General features: G+C 71.5%; 23 protein-coding genes and 1 pseudogene. 13 read left to right on the forward strand and 11 right to left on the reverse strand.

What is annotated here, in order from left to right; all coding sequences use genetic code 11:
* Nucleotides 1-48: 48 nt before the first annotated feature.
* The 6 genes from ACIQ7Q_RS31595 to ACIQ7Q_RS31620 form a co-directional block, all read right to left on the reverse strand.
* A complete protein-coding gene (locus ACIQ7Q_RS31595) occupies nucleotides 49-1,281 on the reverse strand; it encodes a cation:proton antiporter (RefSeq protein WP_403869726.1) in 1,233 nt (410 codons plus the stop codon).
* 6 nt (nucleotides 1,282-1,287) lie between these two features.
* Nucleotides 1,288-1,773 (reverse strand): cation:proton antiporter regulatory subunit, encoded by a 486-nt coding sequence (locus ACIQ7Q_RS31600; RefSeq protein WP_403869729.1) that lies wholly within the window; start codon nucleotides 1,771-1,773, stop codon nucleotides 1,288-1,290.
* A gap of 494 nt (nucleotides 1,774-2,267) precedes the next feature.
* Nucleotides 2,268-4,190, reverse strand: a complete 1,923-nt coding sequence (locus ACIQ7Q_RS31605; protein ID WP_403869819.1) for an NAD-binding protein — start codon at nucleotides 4,188-4,190, stop codon at nucleotides 2,268-2,270.
* Between the two features lie 406 nt (nucleotides 4,191-4,596).
* Complete coding sequence (locus tag ACIQ7Q_RS31610) at nucleotides 4,597-5,475, reverse strand: ABC transporter substrate-binding protein (protein ID WP_403869732.1); 879 nt, start codon at nucleotides 5,473-5,475, stop codon at nucleotides 4,597-4,599.
* Between the two features lie 125 nt (nucleotides 5,476-5,600).
* Nucleotides 5,601-6,719, reverse strand: coding sequence for a sensor histidine kinase (locus ACIQ7Q_RS31615; RefSeq protein ID WP_403869735.1), 1,119 nt, complete (start codon nucleotides 6,717-6,719; stop codon nucleotides 5,601-5,603).
* 5 nt (nucleotides 6,720-6,724) lie between these two features.
* Entirely contained in the window at nucleotides 6,725-7,435 is a 711-nt protein-coding gene (locus ACIQ7Q_RS31620; RefSeq protein ID WP_403869737.1) for a response regulator transcription factor, read from the reverse strand.
* Nucleotides 7,436-7,545: 110 nt separating this feature from the next.
* Between ACIQ7Q_RS31620 and ACIQ7Q_RS31625 the strand changes: the two genes are divergently transcribed.
* Nucleotides 7,546-7,938: a VOC family protein gene (locus tag ACIQ7Q_RS31625; protein WP_403869740.1), complete on the forward strand. Its 393-nt coding sequence runs from the start codon at nucleotides 7,546-7,548 to the stop codon at nucleotides 7,936-7,938.
* Here ACIQ7Q_RS31625 and ACIQ7Q_RS31630 read toward each other — a convergent pair.
* Nucleotides 7,878-8,600, reverse strand: a complete 723-nt coding sequence (locus ACIQ7Q_RS31630; protein ID WP_403869742.1) for a helix-turn-helix domain-containing protein — start codon at nucleotides 8,598-8,600, stop codon at nucleotides 7,878-7,880. The two genes, ACIQ7Q_RS31625 and ACIQ7Q_RS31630, sit on opposite strands and share 61 nt — an antisense overlap.
* Nucleotides 8,601-9,307: 707 nt before the next feature.
* On the opposite strand from ACIQ7Q_RS31630, the pseudogene ACIQ7Q_RS31635 reads away from it, so the two are divergent.
* A pseudogene (locus tag ACIQ7Q_RS31635) lies at nucleotides 9,308-10,410 on the forward strand (IS630 family transposase).
* A gap of 111 nt (nucleotides 10,411-10,521) precedes the next feature.
* Here the strand turns inward: ACIQ7Q_RS31635 and ACIQ7Q_RS31640 are convergent.
* Both ACIQ7Q_RS31640 and ACIQ7Q_RS31645 read right to left on the reverse strand, forming a co-directional pair.
* Nucleotides 10,522-11,025: a hypothetical protein gene (locus ACIQ7Q_RS31640; RefSeq protein ID WP_403869745.1), complete on the reverse strand. Its 504-nt coding sequence runs from the start codon at nucleotides 11,023-11,025 to the stop codon at nucleotides 10,522-10,524.
* Between the two features lie 193 nt (nucleotides 11,026-11,218).
* Nucleotides 11,219-12,382 carry a YihY/virulence factor BrkB family protein gene (locus ACIQ7Q_RS31645; protein WP_403869747.1) on the reverse strand — a complete coding sequence of 388 codons (1,164 nt, stop codon included), beginning with the start codon at nucleotides 12,380-12,382 and terminating at the stop codon, nucleotides 11,219-11,221.
* 17 nt (nucleotides 12,383-12,399) lie between these two features.
* Between ACIQ7Q_RS31645 and ACIQ7Q_RS31650 the strand changes: the two genes are divergently transcribed.
* From ACIQ7Q_RS31650 to ACIQ7Q_RS31665, 4 genes are all read left to right on the forward strand, one after another.
* Complete coding sequence (locus ACIQ7Q_RS31650) at nucleotides 12,400-14,034, forward strand: acyl-CoA dehydrogenase family protein (RefSeq protein ID WP_403869750.1); 1,635 nt, start codon at nucleotides 12,400-12,402, stop codon at nucleotides 14,032-14,034.
* A 271-nt stretch (nucleotides 14,035-14,305) separates the two neighbouring features.
* On the forward strand, nucleotides 14,306-15,598 hold the full coding sequence (locus ACIQ7Q_RS31655; protein WP_403869753.1) for a GAF domain-containing protein: 1,293 nt from the start codon (nucleotides 14,306-14,308) through the stop codon (nucleotides 15,596-15,598).
* A gap of 482 nt (nucleotides 15,599-16,080) precedes the next feature.
* A complete protein-coding gene (locus ACIQ7Q_RS31660; RefSeq protein WP_403869756.1) occupies nucleotides 16,081-16,863 on the forward strand; it encodes an Fpg/Nei family DNA glycosylase in 783 nt (260 codons plus the stop codon).
* Nucleotides 16,864-16,991: 128 nt separating this feature from the next.
* The gene (locus tag ACIQ7Q_RS31665) at nucleotides 16,992-17,120 is read left to right on the forward strand and encodes a hypothetical protein (RefSeq protein ID WP_403869759.1); all 129 of its coding nucleotides are present in this window, start codon (nucleotides 16,992-16,994) and stop codon (nucleotides 17,118-17,120) included.
* 82 nt (nucleotides 17,121-17,202) lie between these two features.
* On the opposite strand, the gene ACIQ7Q_RS31670 is transcribed toward ACIQ7Q_RS31665, so the two are convergent.
* Together ACIQ7Q_RS31670 and ACIQ7Q_RS31675 are read right to left on the reverse strand one after the other, a co-directional pair.
* On the reverse strand, nucleotides 17,203-17,955 hold the full coding sequence (locus ACIQ7Q_RS31670; protein WP_403869761.1) for a YqjF family protein: 753 nt from the start codon (nucleotides 17,953-17,955) through the stop codon (nucleotides 17,203-17,205).
* Nucleotides 17,956-17,986: 31 nt separating this feature from the next.
* Nucleotides 17,987-18,136: a hypothetical protein gene (locus ACIQ7Q_RS31675; RefSeq protein WP_403869764.1), complete on the reverse strand. Its 150-nt coding sequence runs from the start codon at nucleotides 18,134-18,136 to the stop codon at nucleotides 17,987-17,989.
* A gap of 546 nt (nucleotides 18,137-18,682) precedes the next feature.
* Here ACIQ7Q_RS31675 and ACIQ7Q_RS31680 point away from each other — a divergent pair.
* From ACIQ7Q_RS31680 to cysD, 7 genes are all read left to right on the forward strand, one after another.
* Nucleotides 18,683-19,252 (forward strand): GNAT family N-acetyltransferase, encoded by a 570-nt coding sequence (locus ACIQ7Q_RS31680; protein WP_403869767.1) that lies wholly within the window; start codon nucleotides 18,683-18,685, stop codon nucleotides 19,250-19,252.
* Between the two features lie 133 nt (nucleotides 19,253-19,385).
* Nucleotides 19,386-19,469 carry a putative leader peptide gene (locus tag ACIQ7Q_RS31685; protein ID WP_310650533.1) on the forward strand — a complete coding sequence of 28 codons (84 nt, stop codon included), beginning with the start codon at nucleotides 19,386-19,388 and terminating at the stop codon, nucleotides 19,467-19,469.
* A gap of 114 nt (nucleotides 19,470-19,583) precedes the next feature.
* Nucleotides 19,584-21,281 (forward strand): nitrite/sulfite reductase, encoded by a 1,698-nt coding sequence (locus ACIQ7Q_RS31690; RefSeq protein ID WP_403869770.1) that lies wholly within the window; start codon nucleotides 19,584-19,586, stop codon nucleotides 21,279-21,281.
* Nucleotides 21,278-21,457, forward strand: coding sequence for a hypothetical protein (locus tag ACIQ7Q_RS31695; RefSeq protein WP_356635506.1), 180 nt, complete (start codon nucleotides 21,278-21,280; stop codon nucleotides 21,455-21,457). The genes ACIQ7Q_RS31690 and ACIQ7Q_RS31695 overlap by 4 nt, the downstream gene beginning before the upstream one ends.
* A complete protein-coding gene (locus ACIQ7Q_RS31700) occupies nucleotides 21,454-22,155 on the forward strand; it encodes a phosphoadenylyl-sulfate reductase (protein ID WP_403869773.1) in 702 nt (233 codons plus the stop codon). Before ACIQ7Q_RS31695 ends, ACIQ7Q_RS31700 begins: the two co-directional genes overlap by 4 nt.
* Nucleotides 22,155-22,721 (forward strand): adenylyl-sulfate kinase, encoded by a 567-nt coding sequence (gene cysC, locus ACIQ7Q_RS31705; RefSeq protein WP_403869776.1) that lies wholly within the window; start codon nucleotides 22,155-22,157, stop codon nucleotides 22,719-22,721. Before ACIQ7Q_RS31700 ends, cysC begins: the two co-directional genes overlap by 1 nt.
* Nucleotides 22,718-23,653, forward strand: coding sequence for a sulfate adenylyltransferase subunit CysD (cysD, locus tag ACIQ7Q_RS31710; RefSeq protein ID WP_356635500.1), 936 nt, complete (start codon nucleotides 22,718-22,720; stop codon nucleotides 23,651-23,653). Before cysC ends, cysD begins: the two co-directional genes overlap by 4 nt.
* Nucleotides 23,654-23,655 lie beyond the last annotated feature (2 nt).

A 23,655-nucleotide genomic window follows, 5' to 3' on the forward strand; every position in this document is an offset into this window, starting at 1 on the left:
CGGCCACGGCGGCACGGTGACGCGCCGTCACTCCGGACCGCCCGGCCGTCAGCTCGCCGTCGCCGCAGTCGACGTCGACTCGGGCGCCGTCGACTCGGGCGCCGTGGGGGACGGCTTGCCCGGCGGAGGCGGCGTCCGCAGGAAGCGGCGCCCGATCGGCTCCGTCCAGCGTGCCGTCAACGGCCCGATGATGACCAGGATCAGGACGTACGCCGTGGCCAGTGGCCCGATGCGGGGCTCGACGCCGACCGCGAGGCCCGCGATGACGATGGAGAACTCGCCCCGGGCGACGAGCGCGCCACCCGCCCGGAGGCGCCCGCGGACTCCGATGCCCGCGCGGCGGGCCGCGTACCACCCGGTGGCGACCTTGGTCAGCGCGGTGACGACGGCGAGGATCAGCGCCGGGACGATGACCGGCGGGATGTCGGCCGGATCGGTCGAGAGGCCGAAGAAGACGAAGAACACCGCGGCGAACAGGTCCCGCAGCGGCGCGAGCAGGTTGTGCGCACCCTCTGCCACCTCGCCGGAGAGCGCGATGCCGACCAGGAACGCGCCGACGGCCGCGGACACCTGGAGTTCCTGCGCGATGCCGGCGACGAAGAGCGTCAGGCCGAGGACGACCAGCAGCAGCATCTCGGGGTTGTCGGAAGAGACGGCCCGGCTGATCAGGCGCCCGTGGCGCAGCGCGACGTACAGCACGATGCTGACGGTGCCGAGTGAGATGAGCAGCGTCAGGCTGCCGCCCGCGAGGCTCAGCCCGGCGAGCAGGGCGGTGAGCAGGGGCAGGTAGACAGCCATGGCGAGGTCCTCGATGACGAGGACGCCGAGGATGACGGGTGTTTCGCGGTTGCCGAGCCGCCCGAGGTCGCCGAGGACCTTGGCGATGACACCGGAGGAGGAGATCCAGGTGACGCCGGCGAGCGCGACCGCGGCCACCGGCCCCCAGCCGAGGATCAGCGCGGCCGCCGCGCCGGGCAGCGCGTTGAGGACGAAGTCGACGATCCCGGAGGGGTACTGCGTCTTGAGGTTGGTGACGAGTTCGGAGGCGCTGTACTCGAGCCCGAGAAGGAGCAGCAGGAGGATCACGCCGATCTCGGCCCCGGTCGCGATGAACTCCTCGCTGGCATTCATCGGCAGCAGGCCGCCGTGCCCGAAGGCGAGGCCGGCGAGCAGATACAGCGGGATGGGCGAGAACCCGATGCGTCCGGCGAGCCGGCCGAGCAGGCCCAGGGCGAGGATGATCGCCCCGAGTTCGATGAGCAGCGCGGTGGTGTCGTGCACGGGTGTCTATCCTCCGGTGATCAGTTCGGCAACGGCGTCGACGCCTTCGCGCGTGCCGACGACGACGAGCGTGTCGCCGATGGCGAAGCGGAAGTCCGGGGCGGGCGAGGGGAAGGCCGCGGTGCGACGCAGTACGGCGACGATGGACGCGCCTGTGCGGGTGCGCGCCTGGGTGTCGGCGAGCAGCCGGCCGGCGTAGGGAGACCGTTTGGTGACGGGGATGTGCTCGGTCACCAGGTCGATCTCGAGGTGCTGGTGCAGATGGGCAACGGGGTCCGGGACGAGCAGTTTGGACAGCGCGGTCGCCTCGTGCGGGGTGAGCGCGGCGGAGTCCTTGCAGTTGTCGTCGTCCTCGGGATCGTGGAAGGCGAGGATGCGGCGTCCGTCCTGGTGCATGACGACGGACAGGTGCGCACCGGCGTCCGTCTTGAGGTCGTAGCGTGTGCCGACTCCGGGCAGCGCTGTCTTGCTGACGTGGGCCGTGGGTTCCATGGGGGCTCCATAGGGGCGGTCGGTGACGAGCGCGGGCGCGGGTGTCCTGCTCCGGCCGAGCCGTCGACGGGTGGTCGGCGGCCGTTCGGAGGGGGATTCTGCATCATGTGTCGCCCACCGGCACCGGTCCCCGTGGATCGGTTCGGTCGGGTCCGTCGATCGCCGGCCGACCGGTTCGGTCGTCAGCGGGTACGGACCGGATCAGGAACACCGTTGCGCGCACGGGTGTCGATCCGTGCGGTCATGAGAGGGGCGGGCCGCGAGGGCGCGACGGGGGCAACAGGCCGTGGAGGAAGCGCCCATGGAGGGAACCCGGGCATGGCTGCTGTACGCCATCACGTGCCCCTCCGTTCCCGGCCGGAGCCCCGGGCGCCGACGGCCCCTCCTGCCGCTGATCGCATCGCCGCGCTACAGGAGCGTGGCAATGACTCGGTAAAGAATTCTACCGTAGGACAACTGGCCGGAATCGTACGGGCCTGACGCAAGGGCGCATGTCAACCGCTCGAGCGCGGCTGCGAACGGCGCCCGAGGAGTTCGGCAACTCCCCGCCGGGTCGCGGCGACCACCACCCTGTCCTGGGGTCGCAGCACGTAGCCGGGGTGCAGGTCCCACACGAGTCCGGTCGCATTGCGTGCCGTGCCCTCCGTGTCGCGGCGGGTGTTCGCGAGGTCGGGCTGCCGTTCGTCGGGCTCGGCCGCGTCCAGCGCGACGATCCGCCAGGCCCCCGGGCGGAACGCTTCGGCGACCGTACGCCCCACGAGTTGCGGATGACCCGCGACGTCGACGGCGGCGAAGAGCAGCACCTTGCGCTCCACCGGTACGGCCCCGAGGATCTGGCGGCCCATCATGGCGACGGCGAACGCCGGGGCGGCGAGCGTGGAAACACTACGGCTGCGGGTGAGAGCGTCGGGGTGCGCGGCGCGGAGGCTGCGGTAGACGGCGGTGGCGAAGTCGTCGTCGTAGATGCGCAGGGCCACCCGTAGGTCGGGTTTGGCGGAGCGCGCGTAAAGAGCGGCCTCGAGATTGGTCGTGTCGACGCTGGTGAGGGCGAGCAGTGCGTGTGCCCGGTGGATCTTGGCGGCCTCCAGGACCCCCTCCTGGGTCACGTCGCCCATCACGGTCGGCACCCTCAGCCGGCGCACCAGTGGAATGCCGCGCGCCTCGGGGTCCTCCTCGACACAGACCACGGGAATGCCGAGCTCCCGCAGACTCATCAGGACCCGGGTGCCGATCTTCCCGAGTCCCAGCAGCACCACATGGCCCGACAGGCCGCGCGGCGGGCGGCGCAGGGCGGATGCGGTACGGAACGTACCGAGGGCCTCCAGTACCGCAGCGACCGTCAGTGGCAGCAGCAGCAACCCGGCGACTCCGGTCAGGAGTTGGAGGATCTGACGGTCGGCTTCCTCGCCGACCGCCGGGTCGCCCATGCCGAACAGGTCCAGCAGGATCAGGTAGGTGGCGTGCAGCGGGTCGTCGCCGGTGGTGGCCCATGAGGCGACGGCCAGAGCGACGACGGCGGCGCCGAGCCCGGCCAGCGACCAGCGCAGCCGCCGGGAGAACAATTGGCCCAGTGGTACGCCCCGGCCCGCGAGCGCGCCTCGGCCGCGGCCCGGCGTGCTGTGGGTGATCGCCTCGAGCACGACCGTGCCACGGCCCGTGGCCTCCGCGACGCTCCGGTCGTCGGGCAGCAGGCGCGGCCCTTCCTGACCGCTGCGGTCCGAACCTTCGGCGCCCGCCGGGTCGTTGGTGGTCGACGACAGCAGGGCGAGCGTGCACAGCCCGGGGTCGGCGACCTCGCCGCGCGCCGGCGGGGTGCGTTCCACGGCCCGCAGCAGCAGGCCGTCGGCCCGGACGACCTTGCTGGTGCCGGCCACGGCGGTGGCGGCGAGTGCGGGGGCGACGGTGTCCGCGTCCGACAGGACGGTGGTGGAGGCGTCCAGGGCTGCCGTGTCCAGGCCGGGCAGGCCCAGCACGGCGGCTTGGTCGAGGAGTTCGGTCAGATGTCGGCCGAGTTTGCGGTTGTAGAGCCGGATCACCAGGCGCAGATGCGGATTGAGCCGCCGGGCGGCCAGCGCGGCCCGGATGTTGGTCTCGTCGTCGTCATGGACCAGCGCAAGCGCGGCGGCATGGGCCACACCGGCCTCGACCAGTGCTTCCTCGTCCAGTTCCGGAACCTCCAGGACCCTGGGGAGATCGGGGGGCGGAGTGCCGCCGGGGGCGTAGGGGGCGCCGACCGTACGTGTCATGACCGCCGACATCCGGCCGAAAAGCGCCGAGGCGCGGCCCCGGCCCGACACCGGCCGGGGGCTGCGCACCGGCTGGGCGGTTGGGACGACGAGGGTGACCCGCTCGCGGTAGACCTCGCGGAGCTCCACGGCCAACCGGTGGACGAGGGCGTCGTCGCCGCACACGATCATGTGGCCCTGCGTGGCGGGGTGTTGCGCCTGATGCGGGAGGGATGAGGTCACAGCTCATAGACTGCCGTGCCCCTTCGGCCGGTTGCGCCGCGGGGTCCTCCGCGAGAATCCGGCACGGTCACGCTGAACGACACCAGGGTCAAGCGCAACCGCCCGAACACCCGCGCCCCGTCGGACACCATCCCCCCTGCACCGGCTGAGGGACCGCCCCGCACCCGCGCGGCGCGAGTTCGAAACCACCGGTCAAGGGTGCGAGTGGCCGTCGGTGTGACCGTCCGTGGCGCTGTCCTTCCCGGCCGCCGCACCGGACGTGGTGACGGTGAACGCGGCGGTGCGCACCGCCACCGTCGCTGCAGAAGAAGGCGCCCACCGGACCGGCGGGCGCCTTGAGAAACCGTGTCGGGAGCTACAGGGACGGCGAGGCCGCCACCAGCGTTTCCGCGACCGCATCGAAGAAGAGGACGTGAGCCGTGGCGCTGGGCGGGATCTCCGGATTCCACGGCAGGAGCCGCGCCCCGGCCTCGATCGCCTCCCAGTCACCCACCCCGCCGAGCCGCTCGACCGGGAACGCGTTGGACCGGACGTCCACCAGGACGACATCCGGCTCCAGCCGTCGGGCAGCGGCCCAGTCTGCCGTGGACCACGACGCCCCGGCGCCGGGCTCCGGCACGGCCATCGTGACCCCGCATCCGGACAGCGCTCTCAGGTCCGCCCACGCGTCCGGGCGGGCGAGGTGGACACTGTCGGTCCCCGCCGGCGACAGGGCCAGGACCCGTACACCTGCTCCCCTGGCCGCCGCCGCGACCAGTCGCTCACGCGCCGCATCGAGGCCCACGCCGGCCGGCGCCCCGGCGCCGAGCGAACGCGCAAGGACCCCGAACCGGTCGCGTATCTCGTCGAGCGAACGCCCCTGCCCGACGTCGAGCACCACCACCGGCAGGCGTTCTTCCACGTACTTGGCCGTGTCCGGGTCCAGGCCGTAGATCTGGTCGGAGCCGTACGTCACGGCCACCAGCAGCTCCGCCCCGGTCGCGAGCACCGCGTCCGCCTCCACGCCCGGGCCCGACCCGAGGTAGGCGACGTCGTCGAGCGGCAGCGCACCGGCCTTGGCGGGATCGGGGCCCGCGCCGTCGTGGGCGGATCCGAACACCCCCTCGGGCCGGAGTCCGTGGTCGAACAGCGCGGCACCCGCCTGGATGTAGGCGACCAACCGGGACGGTGTGCGCGCGGCCGCGGCCAGCCGGCCGCGGTCGTCGAGGAATTCCCACTGTGTCTGTTGCGCCATGCGGCCGCCCCCAGTTCGATCGCTCGTCCCCGCCTCGACGTGTCACTGCCCCGCCGCCCGCCGGCTCACTCCTGACGACCCCCGGACGATTCAACTACCCGCATTGCAGACCGAGTTGACATGGATCAGAGCGGCGCGGCGGCCGCCGGGAGGGACACCTCGAAGCGGCAGCCGCCGCTCACATTGCGCACCTCGGCGTGCCCGGCGTGCGCCTCGACGATGCCCCGGACGATCGCGAGGCCCAGTCCCGCGCCGGCCGGCGGCGTCCGGGCCTGGGAGCCCCGCCAGCCCGTGTCGAAGACGCGTGGCAGATCCTCCTCGGGGATGCCGCCGCAGCCGTCGGTCACGGAGAGGACCACCCACCCCTCGCGCCGCTCGGCGGCGACGGCGACCGTGCCGTCGGCCGGTGTCCGCCGGATCGCGTTCACCAGCAGATTGGCGAGGACCCGGGTCATCTCCTTGCCGTCCACCTCCACCGGGACCGGTTCGACGCCGTCGCCGACCAGCCGCACTCCGTGCTCGCGGGCCAGCGGATCCGCGCCGGCCAGCGCCTCGCCGACGAGGTCGTACATCGACATACGGGTCGGGGTCAGCGCGAGCGCGCCCGCGTGGATCCGGGAGAGCTCGAACAGGTCGCCGACCATCGAGTTCAACCGGTCGACCTCGGTCCGGATCTGACGGAAGTAACGCTCGGGGTCCTGGACGACTCCGTCCTCCAGTGCCTCCGACATGGCGCGCAGGCCGGCGAGCGGCGTGCGCAGATCGTGGGAGATCCAGGCGACGAGTTCACGCCGGGACGTCTCGAGGGCGCGTTCGCGTTCGCGGGAGGCCGCGAGGCGGTCACTGGTCGCGGCCAGCTCCCTGCTGAGAGCGTCCAGCTCGGCGGTGGACACGCCGCCGGGCGCTGCGAAGGAGCCGCCGTCACCGAACGAGCGGGCCGCCATGGCGAGTTCCCTGCTCCGGGCGACGACCCACCTGCCGAGCAGCAGCGCCGTCGCCAGCGAGACGACCGCCGCCATCGCCACGACCATGGTGACGACGGTCAGGTCGTGCGGGGAGAGGAACATCGCCTGCGCGACCGCCAGCGTGCCGGCAAGCATCGCGGTGACCGTGACGGCCGCGACCACGGTCAGGGACACAGCGACGGAACGATGCCGCAGCAGGCGCAGCACCAGCGCCCCGACGACACCGGCAGCCACGGCGCCCAGCAGCGCGTAGCAGGCGATCAGCAGCATGTCCTGCACGGCGATCAGCCCTCCTCCGGAGCGTGGGGCCCCGGTGTGTCGAAGCGGTAACCGACGCCCCACACCGTCTGGATCAGCCGCGGCCGTGCCGGATCGTCCTCGATCTTGCCCCGCAGTCGCCGCACATGAACCGTCACTGTCGACAGATCGCCGAACTCCCAGCCCCATACGTCGTGCATCAGCCGCTCCCGGCCGATGGCCTCACCCGGGTGCCGCATCAGGTGCGCGAGCAGGTCGAACTCCCGCAGCGTGAGCGCCAGCTCCCGCCCGTCCTTCACGGCCCGCCGTGCCGCCGGGTCCAGCACGATGCCCGCCGCGGACAGCTCGGGACCGGTGCGGCGCTCCCCCGGCCCCGAGCCGCCCCTGCGGAGCACCGACTCCACCCGCAGGACCAACTCGCGCGGGCTGAACGGCTTGGTCACGTAGTCGTCCGCGCCTACTTCCAGGCCCAGGATGCGGTCGTCCTCGTCGCCGCGTGCCGTCAGCATGATCACCGGAACGGGGGCGACCTCACGCAGCCTGCGGCACACCTCCAGGCCGTCCATGCCCGGCAGCATCAGGTCGAGCACGACCAGATCGGGCCACCGGCCCGCGGCGCGCCCGAGCGCCTGCGGCCCGTCCTCCGCCCGGTCGACGGCGAACCCCGCCCGCTCCAGATACCCCGTGACGACCTCGGCGACCGTCGGATCGTCATCGACGACGAGAATGGTGTGCATACCGCCAGTGTCGTCGCCCGCGGCATGCGCCGACGGGGGCGCCGCCTTACGAAAGCATGACGTCCGATTCGTTCAAGACGAACGGCCGCGCCGCGTCCTACGTTGAGGTCATGACTCCACGACTCGACGCCATCGGCCTGGTCGTCAGCGACATGGCGGCCTCACTCGCCTTCTACCGCCGCCTCGGCCTGGACATCCCCGCGGAGGCGGACACCGCCCCGCACGCGGAGGCCACGCTGCCGGGCGGTCTGCGCCTGCTGTGGGACACCGCGGAGACCATCCGCTCCTTCGACCCGAGCTGGTCGGCGCCCACCGGCGGCGAACGCATGGGACCGGCATTCCTCTGCGACAGTCCCGCGGAGGTCGACGCGGTCTACGAAGAGCTGACAGCAGCCGGATACCGAGGACACCTCAAGCCCTGGGACGCCGTCTGGGGCCAGCGCTACGCGGTCGTGCTCGACCCGGACGGGATCGGCGTCTCGCTGTTCGCCAACGCCTCGTAGGCACCGAGGGTGAGGCCGGTCATGGCACGCATCTCCCTGGCGAGGTGCGGCTGGTCGGCACAGCCCGCGGCGACTGCGGCGACCGCGTACGCATCGCCTCTGCGCACCAGCGCGAGGGCGCGCTGCAGCCGCAGGACACGGGCCAGCGTCTTGGGGCCGTAACCGAAGCCGTCCAAGGCCCGCCGGTGCAGCTGCCGGGCCCCGAGGCCGACCGCGTCGGCCGCTCCTCGGACCGTGCCGCCGGCGTCCAGGTGCCGCACGACTGCCTGCAGCACCGGGTCCGGCGGCCCTGTCCGGGCCGCCCGCCGCAGCGCGACGGCCTCCAGCTCGGCCGCCCGGTCGGCGGCCTCCCCGATGCGCTCGGCGAGCCTGCGCGACTCGGCGGCGCCCCACAGGTCCGCGAGCTCCACCCTCCGGTCGCGCAGCTCGTGCGCGGGCACCCCGAAGAACACGGGCGCGAACCCGGGCCCGAACCGCACCCCGGCCCACGCCGCACCCCCGCCCGGCACGTGGGCATGTGTGTCGGGCCCGGCGACGAGCAGCCGCCCCTCGGACCAGAGCAGGTCCATACAGCCGTCGGGCAGTACCGGATACGCACTCGGGTGCGCGGTCCGCGTCCACACGACGGCGCCGTCGATCCGAGAACCCCGCTCCTCGTACATATCCCCCGAGGCTAGCGGGACGGGGCCGGCCACGGCCCGGTTGTCCCGGGTGCGCTGCCGGGCGCGGCCCGGCCCTCCGGGTGCGCTGCCGGGCGGGGCCCGGTCCGGCTGGTGTGCGTCCGGGTGCCGCTCCGGGGGCATGTCCGGGACTGCTTTCCCGTACTTGCCTCGCCTTAACTCACGACGCCTTACGTCCCGAACACGCCCCCTGCGTGTCCCCCTCCCCCGGCCAACGGCTTCGCTCCCGGAGGTGGACAGCCCACCGCCCGCCGTACTGCGGCGGTACTGCGGCGCGACCCCTCTCTCTCGATGGACCGGCACCCGCGAGTCCATTCCACCCCAGGTGGACAGTCGCGCCCACGGGCGCCCGTTCCCCCCGGGGCAAGCTCGCCCCGGCCGTGGGGACGGCCACCGGCCCCACGGTGAGCGGACGTAAAGCGTCGTTAGATAGGGCGAGGCAAGTACGGGAAAGCAGTCCGCGATCCCCCCTCCGGAGGCCCCGCCCCCGCACCACCCACCCGGCAGGGGCACCCGGGGGGGGCGCAGCCCCCGGGACGCCACGCCCTCGACCGGGCCAAGCCCGGAGACGCGCAAGCGCGGAAAACCGCCCCCCGGGGTGGCCAGTGCTGTGACCGCATAGGTTCGCCGGGTTGTCGGTCATGGCAGTTGGATGTGCGGTGACGTCCGATTCGATCGCTGGAGGCGCGGTGGCCGAGCCTGTCCGTGCGCGCAGACTGACGGACCAGGAGGGCCAGCGGCTGCAGCAGATCGTGCACCGGGGCAGCACCAACTCGGTGCGCTACCGGCGCGCGATGATGCTGCTGGCCTCGGCCGGCAGAAACAGGGTGCCGGTGATTGCCCAGCTGGTCCAGGCCGACGAAGACAGCGTGCGTGATGTGATCCACCGGTTCAACGAGATCGGCCTGGCCTGCCTGGACCCTCAATGGGCGGGAGACCGTTCCCGCCTGCTCACCCCTGACGACGAGGACTTCGTCATCCGGACGGCCACCACCCGCCCCGCCAAGCTCGGCCAGCCCTTCACCCGCTGGTCGATCCGCAAACTCGCCGCCTACCTGCGCCGCGTCCACGGACGCGTCATCCGCATCGGCCGGGAAACCTTACGGTGCCTGCTCGCCCGCCGCGGCATCACCTTCCAGCGCACCAAAACCTGGAAGGAGTCCCCCGACCCCGACCGCGACACCAAGCTCGACCGCATCGAGCACGTCCTGGAACACTTCCCGGACCGGGCCTTCGCCTTTGACGAATTCGGGCCCCTGAGCATCCGGCCAACCGGAGGTTCCTGCTGGGCGGAGCAGGGCAAGCCCAACCGACTCCCTGCGACCTACCGCCGCACCCAGGGCGTCACCTACTTCCACGGCTGCTACTCCGTCGGCGACGACCGCTTGTGGGGCGTCAACCGCCGCCGCAAACGCACCGCCAACACCCTGGCCGCACTGAAGACGATCCGCACCGCCCGACCCGACGGCGCCCCCATCTACATCATCCTGGACAACCTATCCGCCCACACCGGCGCGGACATCCGCCGCTGGGCGAAGAAGAACAAGGTCGAAACGTCTCCTGGGCCAACCCGATCGAGGCCCACTTCGGCCCGCTGCGGCAGTTCACCCTGGCGAACTCAAACCACCGCAGCCATCCCGCACAGACCCGGGCTCTGCACCGCTACCTGCGCTGGCGCAACGGCAACACCCGCCACCCCGACGTCCTCGCCGCCCAACACAAGGAACGCGCCCGCATCCGCAGCGAGAAGGGCATCCGCTGGGGCGGAGGCCCCCTCACCCCAGCAGCCTGACCGCTCAACCCGGTGACCGGAAACGATCACTGGGCAGCGCAGTCATCGGCCACGCTCGTCAGGCCGGGAAGGGTGGTACAGGGGTAGCCGAGGTCAAGGACGTGGTAGGGGTTACGCCTGTCCCCGTGCCCGGTGCCGCTTTGCGTACGACCAGGTCACCGCGGTCATCAGGGCCGGGATGGCAAACAACGGGGCGAAAGCGAAGCCCCAGACGGTCTGTGCCGTACCGCTCGACATGTACGTCTGGCTCTCGACGGTGAAAGCGACCACGAGTTGCCACAGTGCCACCAGGACCAGGACCCCCGAGGCGGTCCATGCCAGTGCGGCCAGGGCCCGGGGGCGCAACGGCTGCCACCGGTCGCTGACGAGCAACAGCGGAAACAGAGCGGCCAGCTCGGCCAGGACGGAGAGACCGACGACGTATGCGATGCCCCAGCCCGGGATGTCGAAGACGTCGCGCAGGACCTGGTCGTTGTAGCCCACATAGACACCGGATGCCAAAGCGATGCGCCACAGGCCGGACGGGACGGCGCACAGAGCAACGGCGTGGGCGGCGCGGCGAGCCCAGACAGGAGCAGGCGCGGAGGCGGGGAGAGGGGCGGTCGCTGTCGTCATGACGTACATGCTGGCCCTGGACATGGCGACCGGGCTTCATCCGCTACGGCGGACCGTATCCGCCCTGCGAATGAGGGTGCACCCGCTGAGGGAGGACCTGAGAAGGGCTCAATCGCCGGACAAGCTGGGTTATCCACCCGTCCGGCCGTCGAGGACTTCGCGACCAACACGGCGAACGTTCGCGGTCACAGCACTAGTCGCGGCCCTCCGGGCCGCTGCCGCCGCTCCGGCCCTGTTCGCGCGTCGTGTGCAGGCGGGCCCGGACGTCGTCCACCGGGAGGAACTTCGACCAGCGCTCCGGGAACTCGGACGGCATGTCCCCGCCGTCCTCCTCGTCGTCCGCGTCCTCTTCGCCGTACATTTCGGCGGCCCTCGCCCTCGCCAGCAGCTCCGCCGCGTCGGCCGCCCGCGCGCGCTCGTTCGCCGCGCGGGCCGCCGCCGTGGCGACGGACGGCCAGACGCGGTCGATCGCCGCGTTGACCGCGGCACCGACGAGGACGGCGAAGGCGGAGATGCCTATCCAGAGCAGGAAAGCGATCGGCGCCGCGAGCGAACCGTAGATCGTGGGGCCTTCGACCGTGCTGGTCAGGTAGATGCGGAGCAGGAAGCTGCCCAGTACCCACATGCCGAGCGCCACGAGCGCGCCCGGCACATCCTCCACCCAGGGGGACCGCACGGGAACGGACACGTGGTACAGCGTGGTCAGGAAGGCGATGGAGAGCAGGATGACTACCGGCCAGTACAGGGCTCGGACGACTTCCGTGCCCCATGGCATGAGTTCCACGACCCGGTCGGGGCCGACCACGGCGAGCGGGAGCACGACGGCCCCGATGAGCAGGGCGATGATGTAGAGCAGGAACGCCAGGAGCCTCGTCGCCACGATGCCGCGCTGCCCGTCGAGCCCGTACATGACGGTGATGGTGTCGATGAAGACGTTGACGGCTCGCGACCCGGACCACAGGGCGATGGCGAAGCCGATGGAGATGAGGTCGGGCCGGCCGCCCTGGGTGACGTCCTCCAGCAGCGGCTTGGCGATGTCGTTGACACCGCGGTCGGAGAGGACGGTGCCCACGGCGGTGAGGATGTTCTCCTCGATCGAGGCGACGGTGGTGGTGTTGGTCCAGTCGTCGATGTAGCCGAGCAGGCCGATCAGGCCGAGCATCAGCGGCGGCACGGACAGCAGCGTGAAGAACGCCGCCTCCGCCGCGAGCCCGAGGATGCGGTACTCGATGCACGAGTTGACGGTGTCCTTCAGCAGCAGCCATGCCATCTTCCGCTTCGAGACGTTGCGGTAGAGGACTCGGGCCCGGTGGAGCCGGCCCGAAGGCCGCTCGGGTGTTTCGTTTGCTGCCTGCACCTCCTTACCGTATCGGCATGGCAGCCAGCACCCACACAGTGACCAACCAGGCTCCGCCCCTGGTGGGGTACAACGTCTTCGCCGCGGACCTCGCCCTCACGGAGGCGGTCGGCCGACATGTCGCGCCCGAGCTCCGCGACACGGCGTTCGAGGAGCTTTCGGGGCTCGGGCGGGCGGCGGGCTCGCTCCAGGCGCAGGAGTGGGGCAGGCAGGCCGACGAGCATCCGCCGCGGCTGCGCGCGTACGACCGGTACGGCTACCGGATCGACGAGGTGGAGTTCCATCCGGCCTGGCACCGGCTGCTGGGCCATGCCGTGTCTGCGGGGCTGGTGAGCGCCTGGGGCAGGCCGGGCGGGCATGTCCGCAGGGCGGCCGGTTTCCTGGTGTGGACGCAGGCGGAGGCCGGGCACGGCTGCCCGCTGTCGATGACGCACGCGGCGGTGCCCGCGCTGCGGACCGACCCGGCGCTCGCCGCCGAGTGGGAGCCGCGGCTGACGTCGACGGTGTACGACGAGGAGTTGCGCCCGGCCGCGCTGAAGGGCGGTGTCCTGTTCGGCATGGGGATGACGGAGAAGCAAGGCGGCAGCGACGTACGAGCGAACACGACGCGCGCCGAGCCGCTGGCCGAGGACGGCGCGTACCTCCTTACCGGTCACAAGTGGTTCTGCTCCGCGCCGATGAGCGACGGTTTCCTGGTCCTCGCACAGGCCGCGGGTGGGCTGACCTGTTTCCTGGTGCCCCGGGTACTGGAGGACGGCACGCGCAACGTGTTCCGGATCCAGCGGTTGAAGGACAAGCTGGGCAACCGGTCCAACGCCTCGAGCGAGGTCGAATTCGAGGGGACGTGGGCCCGCCGGGTGGGCGACGAGGGGCGCGGGGTGCGCACCATCATCGGGATGGTGGCGGCGACCCGTCTCGACTGTGTGCTCGGCTCCGCGGCGTTGATGCGGCAGGCGGTTGCGCAGGCGATCCACCACTGCGCGTACCGCAGCGCGTTCGGCGGGCTGCTGATCGACAAGCCGCTGATGCGCAATGTGCTGGCCGATCTGGCCCTGGAGTCGGAGGCGGCGACGACGCTGGGTCTCCGGTTGGCGGCGGCCTACGACGCGGACACGGAGGCGGAGCGGGCGTTCCTGCGGCTGGCGGTGCCCGCGGCCAAGTACTGGGTGACGAAGCGGTGCACGCCGGTGGTGGCGGAGGCACTGGAGTGCCTGGGCGGCAACGGGTACGTGGAGGAGTCGGGCATGCCGCGGCTGCTGCGCGAGTCGCCGCTCAACTCGATCTGGGAGGGCTCGGGCAATGTGCAGGCGCTGGATGCGCTGCGTGCGCTGCAGAGGGAACCGCAGGCGCTGAACGCGTTCCTCCAGGAGGTCGGCAAGGCGCGGGGCGCGGACCACCGGCTGGACGCGGCGATCAAGGACCTTCTGACGGAACTGGCCGACCTGGACGGCATCGAGGCCAGGGCACGGCGGCTGGTGGAGCGTATGGCGCTGGTGCTGCAGGGGTCGCTGCTGGTGCGGTGGGCCCCGTCGGAGGTGTCCGACGCCTTCTGCGCGTCACGGCTGGGCGGCGACCGGGGGGCGGCGTTCGGGACTCTGCCCCACACGATGGGGCTGGCAGCGATCGTGGAGCGGGCGCGCGCCGTCGTGTGAAGGTCGCGGCATGCACCGGGCATGGAACGGGCGCGGGCCGTGTGGAACGGTCCGCGCCCGTGAGCCTTTGTTGGGTGGTGCTGCGCCGACACGGCACCACCCCACCGGCGAACCGGTGTTCCGTCACCTTCGTACACGCGCACGCCTGTTCGCGACGGTTGCAAAGGGTTGCATCCTTGTGTGCCATAACGCGACGCGCGGCGGCCCGAGGAGGCGAGGATGGGGCGGGCCACCCCCGCACACCGGACGCCGGCGTCGCCGAGGAGGGACCATGAAGAGGCCCGTGCAGAACTCATCGCTCGATCTGGCCAGGCTGGCGGCCATGGACAGCGCGGAGGCCATGCGGCTGCTGAAGGGCGTGCGAGACGCGGCGCTCGCGGGCCGCAGGCCCGAGGTCGGGCCCCGGACGGACATCGGCGAGTCGTGGCAGCGCATGCTGCAGCGCGGGGTGGATCCGGACCGGGACCGCAGGGCGGGGCTGCTGCCGCTGGAAGAGATCGAACGGCGAAGACTCTCCTCACCGCTGCTGGAGGTCCTGCCGGTGCTGCGGGACGGGCTGGTCTCGATCGCGGAGGCCGCGCAGCACATCATGGTCGTCGCCGACACCGAGGGCCGCCTGCTGTGGCGAGAGGGCAGTTCGGCGGTCCTGCGCAAGGGCGACTCGCACGGCTTCGTCCTGGGCGCCGGCTGGAACGAGGAACTGGTCGGCACGAACGGAGTCGGCACCCCTCTGGTGTCCCGGCGCCCCGTCCAGGTGCACTCGGCCGAGCATTTCGTCTCCACACACCACGCGTGGACCTGTGCCGGGGCGCCGGTCACCGATCCGCGGGACGGCAGGCTGATCGGGGTCGTCGACATCAGCGGCCCGCTGTCCACCATGCACCCGGCGACGCTGGCTCTGGTCACCTCGGTCACCCGGCTCGCGGAGGCCGAGTTGCGAGGCCGCCACCTCGAGTCGCTCGACCGGCTGCGCAGCGTCGCCGCCCCGCTGCTGGGGCGGCTGGGCGGCCGGGCCCTGGCGGTCGATGTGAACGGCTGGCCGGCGGCTGTGACCGGCATGCCCCCGACGGGTCGGCTGTCGCTGCCGAAGGCGGTCCGGGCGGGCCGGCTCTGGCTGCCGTCGCTCGGGATGTGCACGCTCGAGCCACTGCCGGGCGGCTGGCTGGTACGGGGCGACGGAGCACAGCCGGACGAGGCGGTGCCCGGCCGGGTCGTGCTGGACCTGAGCCGGTCACGGCGGCCCTCGGTGACCGTGACGGGCGGGTCCGGGAGCTGGTCGCACGAGCTGAGTCCGCGCCATGCGGAGCTGCTGTACGTGCTGGCCAGGCACCGGGACGGGCGGACCGCGGCGCAGCTGGCGCAGGACCTCTTCGAGGATCCGACGCGGACGGTGACGGTGCGGGCGGAGATGTCGCGACTGCGCCGTCATCTCGCGCAGATCCTGGCGCACCGCCCCTACCGATTCGCGGAGGAGGTCGAGGTGGAGCTGGTGCTCCCGGAGCGGCCCGAGGACCTGCTGCCGCATTCGACGGCCCCGGCCGTGAGGCGCGGGCGCACGGCGTGAGGCCACCGCCCCAGCCGTGCGCCGCGGGCGCACCCTGTGATTCCACAGCCCGGCCGTGCGCGGGGTACCGCGTGGACCTGGCGGCTAAATACGCTCAAGTGCCTTCCCGGCGGGCATCCAGACCGTGGGTGGTGGACCGAAGGCAGCTCTCGCAGTGCTTGAACCGGTCGGTCCTGAGGTGGTGCCCGATGCGCGGTCCGCGGTCCGCGGCCGCAGCCGGCGCAGGAGTACCAGCCCAGCTCGAACTCCCTACGTCCGAACGACATTGCGCGCGACGAAGGGACGCAGGGTGTCCGCCAACTCCGGCGTCGACATGGCGCTGGTGGCAGCGCGCCTGTGCCTGCCTGGGCGCCCGCCCTCTGGACGACTCTCCCGAGCTGAGTCGTCGTGCCTCGTGTGCTGCACGGCGCAGGGGGTACTCGTCGGCACGCGCCGCCCTGGCCCTGGCGGGCACGCCCGGGCTCGCACCCTGGGAGGAGCACGTGCCGGAACTGCCGGACGTCGAAGGTTTCCGCAAGACGTTGCGCGACTGTGGCACGGGCCGGCGCATCGCGAAGGTCGAGATACGCGATTCCGGCGTTCTGCGTGCCGTCACCCCGCAGCGGCTGCGAAGGGAACTGGAGGGGCGGCGCCTCGGGGTTCCGCGACGCCACGGCAAGTGGCTGCTCAGCCCGGTCGGTGCGGGCCTCACTCTCGTGTGGCATTTCGGCATGACCGGCGAGCTGCTGTGCACCTCTTTGGACGACCCGTTCGAGCGGCATGACCGGGTCGCACTGACGCTCAGCGGCGGGCGGCAGCTTCGCTATCGGGACCAGCGCAAGCTCCAAGGGATTCGGTTGGCCGACAGCGACGCCGCAGTCGAGCGCATCCTGGCCGATCTGGGCCCCGATGCCCTCATCGTGCAGCGGGACGAGTTCGTGGCGCGGATGGCCGCGCATCGGGGTGCCGTCAAAAGCGTGCTGATGGATCAGGCGGTGGTCGCCGGACTCGGGAACCTCCTCAGCGACGAGATCCTCTGGCGGGCACGCCTGTCGCCGAGTCGCCCGGCGCGGGATCTCAGCGACGCGGAGGCTCGCACGCTCCACACGGCGATGCGTCGCGTTCTCACCTCCTCCGTGCGGGCCGCGCGTGTGCCACCGCGTCGCACATGGCTGACCGGCCACCGGGACGACGACGAACCGGCGTGCCCGCGCTGCGGCGGCCGGCTGCGGTCGCGCCGTTTCTCCGGACGCCGCTCCGTCTGGTGCCCGGACTGCCAGCGGTGATCGAGGCAGGCTCTCGGGCGGAGGATCACGCCGCGGTCGGGAGCGGGCCCCGTGGTCGTCGGGCACGCCGCGTCGGCCGGGGCGGTGCGCGGGGATACCGTCGGCGGCGTGGACGGTGATCGTCGCGGGTGGCGCCGGTACCGGTGGGTCCGATCGGTCTGGAGGGCGCGGGGTCGGTCTTCATCGCGTGCATGACCGCCCTGGTGTCGTTCGCGGCTGTCCACCTGCTGCGACGGCCGGTGCGGGTGCGCACGTGAGCGGCCTACGGGGCGACGCAAGCGCGTACGAGACCGCCGGGAATGGCCGTCGAGGGCCGCCGTGCCGACGACGCCTCTGACGTCACGGTGTGGGGATGCCCGCCGGGCGGGCCGGGCGGCCGAGGCGGACCGGGACGCCGGGGGAGTACAGGACGCTGACCGGGTCACCGCCCGGCACGGGGAGTCCGGCCGCCGCGATCAGGTTCTCCTCGCACGTGATCAGTTCGGCGCGGTACAGGGGCCATCGCGGATGGTGGTTGGGCAGATAGGCGGCCCCGCCGAAGAAGGCGTTGTGCATGCCCCAGCGGGCGGTGAGGAAGTGCTCCAGCTCCGTGGGCTCCTCGATTGGTTCACCGGCCCGTACGGTGATGCTGCTGAACGCGCCGCGCGGGCCGGGCCAGCGGCGGGAGCTGGTGTAGGTGACGGTGTCGCCGACGGATCGGACGCTCATCCGGGACCACAGGTACGGCAGGCGGAAACCGACGCGCCCCATCGCCACGGGTATCAGCCGTGACGCGTCCATCGACCGGAAGACGACACCGCGCCGGCCGTGCGCGTCGACGGAGTACAGGCGCACGTTGGTCTCCGGGAAGGTCCCGAGGTACGGGACGCCGGGCAGCCGGAGCCACCCGACCCGATGCATACGGAAGGCGACGAGCCCGATGTACGTGACCCCGTCATGCGTGTCGGGGGCGACGCCGTCGGGCAGGAGCTTCGCCACGGCGCCCGGTTCGACAGCCCAGTGGATGAAGCAGAGGTCGAGCCACTGCTGGGTGAGGAGCGGGTTGTGTATGGCGGTGGGGGCGTCAGGGGTGATGGAAACCGGCTTCTGCACGGCGCCAGAATGCCAGAGGCTCCGGTGACCGTCACCGGACGGGCGGCCCCGTCGATGTGCGTGCGGCGAGGCGGAGCCGCAGTGCCTCGAGCGTCGGCAGCGCCGGCGCACGGCGAGCACCCTTCGTGGTGCGGAAGCCGGGCGCGTAGCGGTCCACCTGCTCCTCGGCGCGGTCGGCCATGGCTTCCTGCTCCCAGGGGTCCCAGGCACCCGTGATGCCGGCCCGCGCCCGCGTCGCCGCGGATGTCGTGCGGGACGCGTGTGTACCCCCACGCCGACTCCGTGCCCGCCGGGGAGCGACTCGCGTCAGCGGTGGTCATCTGCCCGAACAGGACGATGAGTTCGTCGGGCGCGTGGCCGCAGGCCGGCTGGGCGGCGAACCGTGTCAGGCCGTCCACGCCCGGTGGACCGTCCCGGGCGTCGACGCAGGACGGCGCATCGGCCGTCCGCCAGGGGGTGGGCGAGAACTCTGGGCGCGTCCAGCGGAGCCCGTCCCGTTCAAGGCCGAGGGTCGCGATAACGGGGGAGGCGGGGGCGAGCGGACAGAAGGCGCTGAAACTGTCAGGTGAGGTTCTTCTCCTCGCAGCGAGATGCTTCGGCAGCGGGTGATGTGTGCGCCGCGGGCGCACGGCGTGATGCCGGGGCCCCTGCCGTGAGGCGCGGGCGCACCCGTGATTCCGTGCCCCGGCCGTGCGCCGCGGGCGCGCCCCGTGATTCTCTGGCCAGCATGAGCACCATCACTGTGACCACCTGGTCCCTGGAGCAGACCTCCCCCGCGGACCTGCGACCCGCGGCTGTTCCTGGGGACGACATACGGATCATCCGGGCCGAGGTGCCCTCGCCCGAGTTCAGCCGCTTCCTGTACACGGCTGTCGGCGGGGACATCCGCTGGACCGACCGGCTCGGCATGACGTACGCCGAGTGGCAGGAGTGGGTCGATCGTCCGGGGGTCGAGACGTGGGTCGCGTACGAGAAGGGGACGCCGGCCGGTTACGTGCAGCTCGAGGCACAGGACGAGGGGGCGGTCGAGATCGTCTACTTCGGTCTGATCCCGGCTTTCCGCGGGCGCCGGATCGGCGGTCACCTGCTGTCGCAGGGGGTGGCCCGGGCATGGGATCTGGCCGAGCGGTGGCCCGGTCTTCCGCAGACGAAGCGGGTGTGGCTGCACACCTGCTCGAAGGACGGCCCGCACGCGATGGACAATTACCTGCGGCGCGGTTTCCGCCTGTTCGACACCAAAGTCGATCAGGAGCCCGAGGTCGAGACGCCCGGCCCCTGGCCCGGCGCGGCGATCTGAAGGGCCGGCGTGCGGACGGCCGGCCGTCCGCACGCCGGTGACCCATGACACATTGTCTCGCTATGCGGGACAGTGATGTCCACATCTTGGATGAAGGTGGACTGGGTCCAAAGTGGCATGACACGCTTCCGTCATGTCCAGCACTGGAATTGCCTTGGTGAGTCGGCGGCACGTCGACCTCGGCCGCATGTCCAGCGCCATCTGTCCGGCCTGCTGAGAGCCCAGCACCGCCGCACTCCCCTTGTCTTCACCCCGCCCTGCGCACCGTCGCGCTCTCCGCGCGAGTGTGCAGCTCAGAGCCGCCCTCCTGCAGTCTCGAAGGACTATCACCATGGCCGCCATCCCCGAAAAGCCCGCCTCCGCCACGCCCCGTCGCAAGGCCGGACGCCACCGCGGCGAGGGCCAGTGGGCCATGGGCCACCACACGCCGCTCAACGGCAACGAGCAGACCAAGAAGGACGACGACGGTCTCAATGTGCGGACACGCATTGAGACGATCTACGCGCACCGCGGTTTCGACTCGATCGACGGTGCCGACCTGCGCGGGCGCATGCGCTGGTGGGGCCTCTACACCCAGCGCAAGCCCGGGATCGACGGAGGCAAGACCGCGATCCTGGAGCCGGAGGAGCTGGACGACGAGTTCTTCATGCTGCGGGTGCGCATCGACGGCGGCCGGCTGACCACCGAGCAGCTCCGGGTGATCGGCGAGATCTCGGAGGAGTTCGCGCGCGGCACCGCCGACCTCACCGACCGGCAGAACGTGCAGTACCACTGGATCCGGATCGAGGACGTCCCGGAGATCTGGCGGCGCCTGGAGGCCGTGGGCCTGTCGACGACCGAGGCGTGCGGCGACACCCCGCGCACCATCCTCGGCTCGCCGGTCGCCGGGATCGCACAGGACGAGATCGTGGACGGCACCGCCGCCATCGACGAGATCCACCGCCGGTTCATCGGCAACAAGGAATTCTCCAACCTGCCCCGTAAGTTCAAGACGGCGATCTCCGGCTCCCCGCTGCTGGACGTGGCGCACGAGATCAACGATGTCGCCTTCGTCGGGGTGAACCACCCCGAGCACGGTCCCGGCTTCGACCTGTGGGTCGGCGGCGGCCTGTCCACCAACCCCAAGCTCGGTGTGCGGCTCGGCGCGTGGGTCCCCCTCGACGAGGTCCCCGATGCCTGGGAAGGCGTCATCTCGATCTTCCGTGACTACGGCTACCGCCGGCTGCGCAACCGCGCGCGCCTGAAGTTCCTGGTCGCCGACTGGGGCGCCGAGAAGTTCCGCCAGGTGCTGGAGGACGAGTACCTGGGGCGCAAGCTGGTCGACGGCCCCGCCCCCGAGCAGCCCGTCGAGCACTGGCGCGACCACGTCGGCGTCCACCGCCAGCAGGACGGCCGGTTCTACGTCGGCTTCGCGCCGCGCGTCGGACGTGTGGACGGCGCGACGCTCACCAAGATCTCAGAGCTCGCCGCGGCGCACGGCTCCGGCCGGCTGCGGACCACCGTCGAGCAGAAGATGATCGTGCTCGATGTCGCCGAGGATCAGGTCGACTCGCTCGTCTCCGGTCTCGAGGCCCTGGACCTGAAGGTCAAGCCGTCGCCTTTCCGGCGGGGCACAATGGCCTGCACGGGCATCGAGTTCTGCAAGCTCGCCATCGTCGAGACCAAGGCCCGCGGCTCCGCGCTCATCGACGAACTCGAGCGCCGGCTCCCGGAGTTCGACCAGCCCATCACGATCAACATCAACGGCTGCCCCAACGCCTGCGCCCGCATCCAGGTCGCGGACATCGGTCTCAAGGGCCAGCTCGTCCTCGACGACGAGGGCAACCAGGTCGAGGGCTACCAGGTCCACCTCGGCGGCGCGCTGGGTCTCGACCCGGCGTTCGGCCGCAAGGTCCGCGGTCTGAAGGTCACCTCGGCCGAGCTTCCGGACTACGTCGAGCGGGTCGTCAGGCGCTTCGAGGAGGAGCGCGAGGACGGCGAGCGCTTCGCGACCTGGGCGGCCAGGGCGTCCGAGGAGGCTCTGTCATGAGCGAGCGGGCTGCACCGTTCTACTGCCCCTACTGCGGCGACGAGGACCTGCGTCCCAGCGAAGAAGGTCACGGCGCCTGGGAATGCGCGGCATGCAATCGAGCCTTCCAGTTGAAGTTCCTCGGGTTGCTGACCCGCGGACTTCAGCGCAACGACCGTGGAGGGGAAGAGATATGACGACGGTTCAGGCCGAGCGGGATCTCAAGTCGCTGGCCGAGCGGGCCGGACGCGAGCTCGAGGACGCCTCGGCTCTCGAGATCCTCAAGTGGGCCACCGACACCTTCGGCCCGCGTTTCTGCGTCACCTCCTCGATGGAGGACGCGGTGGTCGCCCACCTCGCCTCCCGTGCCATGCCCGGCGTCGACGTCGTCTTCCTCGACACCGGCTACCACTTCGAGGAGACCATCGGCACCCGCGACGCGGTGGACGCGGTGATGGACGTCAACGTCATCACGCTCACCCCCCGCCGCACGGTCGCCGAGCAGGACGCCGAGTACGGCCCGAAGCTGCACGACCGCGACCCCGACCTGTGCTGTGCCCTGCGCAAGGTCAAGCCCCTCGAAGAGGGCCTGACCGCGTACGACGCGTGGGCCACGGGCCTGCGCCGCGACGAGTCCCCGACCCGGGCGAACACCCCGGTCGTCGGCTGGGACGAGAAGCGGCAGAAGGTCAAGGTGTCGCCGATCGCCCGCTGGACGCAGGACGACGTGGACGCCTATGTCGCCGAGCACGGTGTGCTCACCAACCCGCTGCTGATGGACGGCTACGCCTCCGTGGGCTGCGCGCCCTGCACCCGCCGGGTGCTCGAGGGCGAGGACGCACGCGCCGGCCGCTGGGCCGGCCGGGGCAAGACGGAGTGCGGGCTGCACGGCTGATGACGGACCACAGGGAAGTTCAGGAGAACCAAGTGACCGGAGCCACGATCTGGCTCACGGGTCTGCCGAGCGCCGGCAAGACCACGATCGCGTACGAGCTGGCGGGCCGGCTGCGCGAAGAGGGCCACCGTGTCGAGGTGCTCGACGGTGACGAGATCCGCGAGTTCCTGTCGGCGGGCCTCGGTTTCACCCGTGAGGACCGGCACACCAACGTGCAGCGGATCGGTTTTGTCGCCGAACTGCTGGCGTCCAACGGTGTGAAGACCCTGGTGCCGGTCATCGCCCCGTACACCGACAGCCGCGAGGCGGTGCGCAAGCGCCACCAGCAGGAGGGCACCGCGTACGTGGAGGTGCACGTGGCCACTCCGGTGGAGGTGTGCTCGGTACGCGATGTGAAGGGGCTGTACGCCAAGCAGGCCGCGGGCGAGATCAGCGGGCTGACCGGGGTCGACGACCCGTACGAGGAGCCCGAGTCGCCCGATCTGCGGATCGAGTCCCACCACCAGACCGTGCGGGAATCCGCCGACGCGGTCCACGCACTGCTCGCCGAAAGGGGTCTGGCATGACGACCGCCGCCACTGTGCACGAGGGCGTCGACAGCCCGTACGCGCTCTCCCACCTGGACGCGCTCGAGTCCGAGGGCGTGCACATCTTCCGCGAGGTGGCGGGCGAGTTCGAGCGGCCGGTGATCCTCTTCTCCGGCGGCAAGGACTCGATCGTCATGCTGCATCTGGCGCTGAAGGCGTTCGCCCCGGCTGCCGTTCCGTTCACGCTGCTGCACGTGGACACCGGGCACAACTTCCCCGAGGTACTGGAGTACCGCGACCGGACGGTCGCCCGGCACGGGCTGCGGCTGCATGTCGCCTCCGTGCAGGAGTACATCGACGCCGGCAAGCTGCGCGAGCGCCCGGACGGGACCCGCAACCCGCTGCAGACCGTGCCGCTGACCGAGGCCATCCAGCAGCACCGTTTCGACGCGGTGTTCGGCGGCGGCCGTCGCGACGAGGAGAAGGCCCGCGCCAAGGAGCGGGTGTTCAGCCTGCGGGACGAGTTCTCCCAGTGGGATCCGCGCCGTCAGCGCCCCGAGCTGTGGCAGCTCTACAACGGCCGCCACGCGCCCGGCGAGCATGTGCGGGTCTTCCCGCTGTCCAACTGGACCGAGCTGGACGTGTGGCAGTACATCCAGCGCGAGAAGATCGAGCTTCCCGAGATCTACTTCGCGCACGAGCGTGAGGTGTTCAAGCGCTCCGGCATGTGGCTGACCGCCGGCGAGTGGGGCGGCCCCAAGGACACAGAGACGCCCGAGAAGCGGCTGGTCCGCTACCGCACCGTCGGTGACATGTCCTGCACCGGCGCCGTCGACTCCGACGCCACCACGCTGGACGCCGTGATCACCGAGATCGCCGCCTCCCGTCTCACCGAGCGGGGTGCCACCCGCGCCGACGACAAGCTGTCTGAGGCTGCGATGGAAGACCGCAAGCGCGAAGGGTACTTCTAGAG

Source organism: Streptomyces sp. NPDC096176, from assembly GCF_044763255.1.
Classification (GTDB): Bacteria; Actinomycetota; Actinomycetes; order Streptomycetales; family Streptomycetaceae; genus Streptomyces.

Bases quoted from the DNA above. Each gene is read 5' to 3' on its own strand.
- cysC (WP_403869776.1), top strand. From the start codon at position 22,155: ATGACGGACCACAGGGAAGTTCAGGAGAACCAAGTGACCGGAGCCACG.
- cysD (WP_356635500.1), top strand. From the start codon at position 22,718: ATGACGACCGCCGCCACTGTGCACGAGGGCGTCGACAGCCCGTACGCG.
- ACIQ7Q_RS31630 (WP_403869742.1), bottom strand. From the start codon at position 8,600: ATGTACGAGGAGCGGGGTTCTCGGATCGACGGCGCCGTCGTGTGGACG.
- ACIQ7Q_RS31650 (WP_403869750.1), top strand. From the start codon at position 12,400: ATGGCAGCCAGCACCCACACAGTGACCAACCAGGCTCCGCCCCTGGTG.
- ACIQ7Q_RS31640 (WP_403869745.1), bottom strand. From the start codon at position 11,025: ATGACGACAGCGACCGCCCCTCTCCCCGCCTCCGCGCCTGCTCCTGTC.
- ACIQ7Q_RS31625 (WP_403869740.1), top strand. From the start codon at position 7,546: ATGACTCCACGACTCGACGCCATCGGCCTGGTCGTCAGCGACATGGCG.
- ACIQ7Q_RS31600 (WP_403869729.1), bottom strand. From the start codon at position 1,773: ATGGAACCCACGGCCCACGTCAGCAAGACAGCGCTGCCCGGAGTCGGC.
- ACIQ7Q_RS31605 (WP_403869819.1), bottom strand. From the start codon at position 4,190: ATGATCGTGTGCGGCGACGACGCCCTCGTCCACCGGTTGGCCGTGGAG.
- ACIQ7Q_RS31675 (WP_403869764.1), bottom strand. From the start codon at position 18,136: ATGGCCGACCGCGCCGAGGAGCAGGTGGACCGCTACGCGCCCGGCTTC.
- ACIQ7Q_RS31655 (WP_403869753.1), top strand. From the start codon at position 14,306: ATGAAGAGGCCCGTGCAGAACTCATCGCTCGATCTGGCCAGGCTGGCG.
- ACIQ7Q_RS31690 (WP_403869770.1), top strand. From the start codon at position 19,584: ATGGCCGCCATCCCCGAAAAGCCCGCCTCCGCCACGCCCCGTCGCAAG.
- ACIQ7Q_RS31620 (WP_403869737.1), bottom strand. From the start codon at position 7,435: ATGCACACCATTCTCGTCGTCGATGACGATCCGACGGTCGCCGAGGTC.
- ACIQ7Q_RS31700 (WP_403869773.1), top strand. From the start codon at position 21,454: ATGACGACGGTTCAGGCCGAGCGGGATCTCAAGTCGCTGGCCGAGCGG.
- ACIQ7Q_RS31685 (WP_310650533.1), top strand. From the start codon at position 19,386: ATGTCCAGCACTGGAATTGCCTTGGTGAGTCGGCGGCACGTCGACCTC.
- ACIQ7Q_RS31610 (WP_403869732.1), bottom strand. From the start codon at position 5,475: ATGGCGCAACAGACACAGTGGGAATTCCTCGACGACCGCGGCCGGCTG.
- ACIQ7Q_RS31695 (WP_356635506.1), top strand. From the start codon at position 21,278: ATGAGCGAGCGGGCTGCACCGTTCTACTGCCCCTACTGCGGCGACGAG.
- ACIQ7Q_RS31680 (WP_403869767.1), top strand. From the start codon at position 18,683: ATGAGCACCATCACTGTGACCACCTGGTCCCTGGAGCAGACCTCCCCC.